General features: G+C 44.2%; 6 protein-coding genes. 1 reads left to right on the top strand and 5 read right to left on the bottom strand.

Annotation, left to right across the window (positions count from 1 at the left end):
- Both AB4653_RS10715 and AB4653_RS10710 read right to left on the bottom strand, forming a co-directional pair.
- Positions 1–447, bottom strand: a 447-nt coding sequence (locus AB4653_RS10715; protein ID WP_372104114.1) for a Gfo/Idh/MocA family protein, incomplete at its 3' end; no start/stop codon positions are given.
- 3 nt (positions 448–450) lie between these two features.
- On the bottom strand, positions 451–774 hold the full coding sequence (locus tag AB4653_RS10710) for a putative quinol monooxygenase (protein WP_102258290.1): 324 nt from the start codon (positions 772–774) through the stop codon (positions 451–453).
- A gap of 106 nt (positions 775–880) precedes the next feature.
- Between AB4653_RS10710 and AB4653_RS10705 the strand changes: the two genes are divergently transcribed.
- Positions 881–1,819, top strand: a complete 939-nt coding sequence (locus AB4653_RS10705) for a LysR substrate-binding domain-containing protein (RefSeq protein ID WP_009845910.1) — start codon at positions 881–883, stop codon at positions 1,817–1,819.
- A gap of 65 nt (positions 1,820–1,884) precedes the next feature.
- Here the strand turns inward: AB4653_RS10705 and AB4653_RS10700 are convergent, their stop codons facing one another.
- From AB4653_RS10700 to AB4653_RS10690, 3 genes are all read right to left on the bottom strand, one after another.
- A complete protein-coding gene (locus AB4653_RS10700; RefSeq protein ID WP_102258289.1) occupies positions 1,885–3,093 on the bottom strand; it encodes a winged helix-turn-helix domain-containing protein in 1,209 nt (402 codons plus the stop codon).
- 34 nt (positions 3,094–3,127) lie between these two features.
- The gene (locus tag AB4653_RS10695) at positions 3,128–3,775 is read right to left on the bottom strand and encodes a DsbA family oxidoreductase (protein ID WP_032555160.1); all 648 of its coding nucleotides are present in this window, start codon (positions 3,773–3,775) and stop codon (positions 3,128–3,130) included.
- A 181-nt stretch (positions 3,776–3,956) separates the two neighbouring features.
- Positions 3,957–4,754: a Cof-type HAD-IIB family hydrolase gene (locus AB4653_RS10690; RefSeq protein ID WP_102258288.1), complete on the bottom strand. Its 798-nt coding sequence runs from the start codon at positions 4,752–4,754 to the stop codon at positions 3,957–3,959.
- Between the last annotated feature and the right edge of the window lie 324 nt (positions 4,755–5,078).

The raw sequence follows: 5,078 nt of genomic DNA, 5'->3' as shown, positions 1-5,078 counted from the left end.
GGAACCTTGAATTGAGCGCACTTCGCCAATCTCACCTGTCGCTAATTCTTGATGAAGCTTGGCGAACAATGGATGATTCAAGTACATCAAACCTTCTGCGAAGAACACGCTAGATGCTTTCACCGCTTGCAGAGCTTGCTCGGTTTTTTCCATATCAACCGACAGCGATTTTTCACACAGGATCGCTTTGCCTTTTTGAGCCGCTTTAATCACGTATTCGTGGTGAACGTGATTTGGTAGAGCGATGTAGATAATGTCGACTGACTCATCTTCAATCAGGGCTCCATAGCTGTTGAAGGTTAGTGTTGGTTGATATTGGGCTGCAAACTCGTTAAGTGTTTTTTCAGTACGACCAGCGACGGCATACAGCTCGCTTTGAGCATCGCCTTTAATCGCATCCGCCATTACACCTGAGATAAAGCTGGTTCCTAGGATTCCCCATTTCATGGCTTAGATCTCCTGCTCTTGTGTTTTGATAGGTCCACGTTGCGTTTCAAATGCTTGTACTAATTCCGTTATATCACGCTCAATAAACGCTTGCGTATGAGGCATCACAAAGTGCTGATTGATCGCCTCGCGGTTTGCGTATTGCTCAAGCAAGACAACGCGATCGCTTTGGTTTTGATCATAGCTTGCAATTGCTTGTAGGCAGCCCGGCTCACTTTGCATGTCTCGGCAAAATTGCTCGATAGCTTCAATCGCAGCCTCACGATCAATGTTGGTTTTAATCTTAATTTCTGCAGTAACAAAGATGGTTTCATTCGTCTGAGGCATTTCACGCTCTTATTTTAGTTAATTATCGGTTTGCCATTAATATAATTAACCCCTAATAATTGATAAACTCACGTTTTGTTTATTGTTTATCAACCGAGAGTGTTTAATGGATAAGTTAACTAGCATGAAGGTCTTCGTTTACGTGGTCGAGCAAGGCAGCTTTCGTAGCGCCGCCAACCACTTCAACTTGTCGGCGACCATGATCAGTAAACATGTCCACCACCTTGAATCGAGCCTCAACTCTCAACTGATCCACCGCACCACGCGTAAGCAATCGTTAACCGATTCAGGTCAGCTTTATTATCGAGAATGTAAGCGAATTCTCGAAGACATCAGCAATGCAGAGAACCTGATTCAAACCTTGGAAAACCAGCCTCAAGGCACGGTAAAGATAAACTGCCCGGTCACCTACGGAAACAAGGTGCTTGCCCCGATTGTGGCTAAGTTCCTCGCGCATCACCCAACGATTAATGTCGAACTGGTGCTGAACAACGACCTTGTCGATCCTTATTCATCCGATATTGATTTGATTGTGCGAATCGGTGACCTGTCTGACTCCAGTTTAGTCGCCAGATACTTAGGGGATTATGAGATGTGTTACTGCGCGGCTCCTGAGTACCTTAACCAACATGCTGAGATTCGTGTGTTGGAAGACCTTGCACAACACCCATCGCTTGGATTCAGCTATAGCAGTCGTCGTGATATTATTGGACGTGATACTCACATCCGTCATATCCAAAATAGTGAACCTCAATCCCGAGATCCTCAGAGTCACCAAGCAACTCACACTGCGGGGAACAAAGGACAAGTACGTTTGATGTCGAACAATGGGGATGTATTGCGATATGCTGCCCTTCAAGGCGTAGGCGTGTTGTTACAGCCGACTATCTTAGTCGCAGAAGAAATTGAGCGTGGAATGCTATTGGAGATCTTGCCCGGCATGGCACCGTTACCTAAACCGATTCACTTGCTCTACAAAACCAAGCAACTGTCGTTGAAGAACCGAACCTTTGTCGAATTCTTGTTAGCCACTCTTTCTGAGTAACTAAGCGCTGACGAATTAGCAAAGAGGCTTCTAAGTAACGAAGAGTTTTTTTAACAACAAAACCGCTAGACTGTTTGCCAATGGCTCATCAAGCGCTTACCAAGATCAGAGGGTGTGGTGTTATGGACGATCATCTCATCACATTGGTTGAACACCATGAAGTGTTTTAGTTCATCGCATAAAGCATGAACCAAAGACTCATGGTTTTTAATTCGCTCTTCCACAACCAAGTTACGGATATTGAGCAAACCACTCTTCCTGTCGACCTTGCAATCCATTCGTGCCACCAGCTCACCTTGCCAGAGAATCGGTAAGCTAAAATAACCAAACTGACGCTTGGCTTCTGGAACATAGCACTCAAGAAGGTAATCAAAATTGAACAGTGATTGCATTCGCTTACGTTGAATCAACAGATTATCGAACGGAGACAGTATCTTTAACTTAGTTCGAGATAGAGGCTGATTCAGCAGTTCAAACGCATTAGGCAACACATAATAATCAGCACCTTGAACATCCACCTTCACGACTTGTTTATCTTCAAGCATCTGCTGGAGTGTTGTCTGAATCAGAGGTTTTGTGTTCTTGAGTAGATAGCTCATTTCCGACGCTATTCCCACACCATTAGCTTCTAAATAACGCGTAATTAGATGCTCGATGTACTCTTGTTCCGTTGGTTCTGAGGTATCAATAGCACTCGGCAAAACTCGTTCGGTTAGGTCATACACCTTATGGAAGTTCACTCGGCTCGGCACCATTAAGTCACCTTGCATAAACAAAGTCTCTAGTGCCTGTTTGGCAGGTTTACCGCCCCATCCGCCGGGGTTTGGTCTATCCCCTTCAAAGTCTTTCGCCATTAATGGCCCTTCGCTCTCAATGCGTTTGAGAACATGCGCCATCAGTGCATCATCCTTTTTATACCAATGCTTAAGCTTACCGGTCGCAAACCCGTTCTTTCGATGCAGGCTGAAGCGGTAGTCGCGCATAGGCAGATAAGCAGCAGCGTGCGACCAATACTCAAACACTTCTCGACGCTCTAGCAGCTTGTCGAGATGATCAAGCTTGTAGTCTTGATTACGATTCCACAGCGTATGGTGGTGAGCTCGCTGAATCACAGAGATGGTATCAATTTGAACATACCCAAGGTTTTCAATCGCAGACAGCGTGTTCGCCAAAGTGCCCCCATTGCGTTGCTTTTTAGGTGGTAACTTCTTAGGCGGCAGCTTTTGCGAAAGCAATACCAGTTTTTGCGCTTGAGCGAGTGACAGTGATTCCATGTAATTCAGACTCTAATTGATACCAATAATCGGCTTATGATTCAGCAATAAGTTCTTGAAGAATTTGCTTGTACGTTTCGACCGTCTGCGCACCAGTGACCGCACTCTTGCGGTTGAATACCACGGTAGGAACCGCTGAGATTCCCATGTGTTGCCATTCAAACTCTTGCGCTTCAATTTGCTTCAAGTTATCGATGTTCTTTAGGCGCTTCAGTGCCTTCGTTGAGTCTAAGCCAACTGCTTCAAGTTCTTGCGCGATAACCTCAAGATCAGCAAGATTTTTCTGCTCTGAAAAATGAGCAGTAAAGAAGCGTAGCTTTAACTCAGTCTGTTTGCCATGCGCCAACGCGAAATCGAGCAGCACATGCAGGTGACGTGAATTCACCATTCTCATGCTGTCATAGAAATTGAAATCGAACCCTACCGCTTTGCCACGCGCCGCAAGCTGTTCGCGTGAACTTTGACTCTCTTCTGCGCTAGAGCCGTATTTTCTCATGATGTGGTCACGCAGGTTTTCGCCTTCTTGCGGCATATCAGGGTTAAGCTCAAACGGCTGCCATTCAAGTTCAATTTGCTCTGCTAAGCCAAGTTCTGAAACTGCTTGCTCTAAGTTTTTGTAGCCGACCACGCACCATGGGCACATTACGTCAGAAATAATATCAAGTTGAAGTTTCTTGCTCATCGTCATTCCAAATGCTCATTGATAAGGCATGTCTGCAGTAAAAGCAGGCATCCAATTTATCTTCAGACTACAACAACCTGAACAATCGTTCAAATTTAACTAAATTCAACATTAACGAACAAAAAAGCCAACTTATGTTCACGAGTTGGCTTTGACAAAAATCGGGTCGAGCTTAAGAGCGTTACGCTAGCAACTTCTCAAGTACTTGGAACACACCCGCGTCAACGTTACTTGGCGCAGCAAAACGTGCGATCTCTTTTAACTTTGGATGTGCGTTTTCCATCGCGTAAGAGTGGTAGCTCTCTTTTAGCATTTCCAAATCATTGAGGTAGTCACCAAAGCTCATGGTCTGCTCGTAAGTGAAACCTAATGTGTTCTGTAGATGTTTAATCGCCGCACCTTTTGACGCTTCAGCGTTCATCACATCCAACCAAATTTTTGCACTGACAACCACTTGGTAGTTCTCACCGAATTTGGCATCAATAGTTGGGTTCACTTTCTCTTGTGAACCGTCGAAGTGACAGATAGCCACCTTGATGAAATCGTCTTCTACCGCCAGTAAGTCTTCTACTTGCTCTCGGCGATGGTAGTACTTAGAGATCTCCGCTAAAGCACGCTCATCTTTGGTTTCAATGTATGCAGACTTTTTACCACAAAGTACAACGTGTGCACCTTCAATCGCACGCGCTTCTTTGATGATGTCTTTGATGGCATCAGTATCAAGTAAGCAGCTGTAGAGCTCTTGCCCTTTGTGCATCACTAATGTGCCGTTTTCAGCAACGAACATCATGCGATCTTTTAGCGGAGCAAAGGTTTCCATCAAGCTGTAATACTGACGACCCGATGCCGCAGCAAAAATGATGTCTTGAGCTTCTAGTCGCTCATAAAGATTGAAGAATTCTGGGTCTAACTTTCCGTGTTCATTAAGAAGAGTGCCGTCCATATCAGCAGCGATAAATTTGATGTTCTGTTGTGGCATTTCAGGGCTTACCTATGAGTAAAGATTAAAGTGCAAATTATGATTTTTCGTTATCTTGTGTAACGGTTCTGCGTTCAATTATATCGCTAGAGTAGCCAGTGAATGCAATGCTTTTCGGTCGATTTCTCTGTTTAAATCTAAGATCTTGTTTATGCGCAATAAGAAGGTAAAAACAGATAAAAATCGAATATCAAGCTTAACTAAAACCATTGTTCTGAGATGCCAATTTAAGCCGACTTATAAATTTCGCATTGACCAATAAAAGAAATAGGCCTACCATTAATCGTCTTTTAACGATTATGGAAAGCGAAACATCAATATGAA

This window comes from Vibrio sp. 10N.222.48.A3, from assembly GCF_041475345.1.
GTDB classification, from domain to species: Bacteria; Pseudomonadota; Gammaproteobacteria; order Enterobacterales; family Vibrionaceae; genus Vibrio; species Vibrio tasmaniensis_A.
Note: the sequence above shows the minus strand (reverse complement) of the source record. Positions and strands in the feature narration are given on the sequence as shown.

Excerpts from the sequence above, each read along its gene's own strand:
- AB4653_RS10695 (WP_032555160.1), bottom strand. The coding sequence starts at position 3,775 with ATGAGCAAGAAACTTCAACTTGATATTATTTCTGACGTAATGTGCCCA.
- AB4653_RS10710 (WP_102258290.1), bottom strand. The coding sequence starts at position 774 with ATGCCTCAGACGAATGAAACCATCTTTGTTACTGCAGAAATTAAGATT.
- AB4653_RS10700 (WP_102258289.1), bottom strand. The coding sequence starts at position 3,093 with ATGGAATCACTGTCACTCGCTCAAGCGCAAAAACTGGTATTGCTTTCG.
- AB4653_RS10690 (WP_102258288.1), bottom strand. The coding sequence starts at position 4,754 with ATGCCACAACAGAACATCAAATTTATCGCTGCTGATATGGACGGCACT.
- AB4653_RS10705 (WP_009845910.1), top strand. The coding sequence starts at position 881 with ATGGATAAGTTAACTAGCATGAAGGTCTTCGTTTACGTGGTCGAGCAA.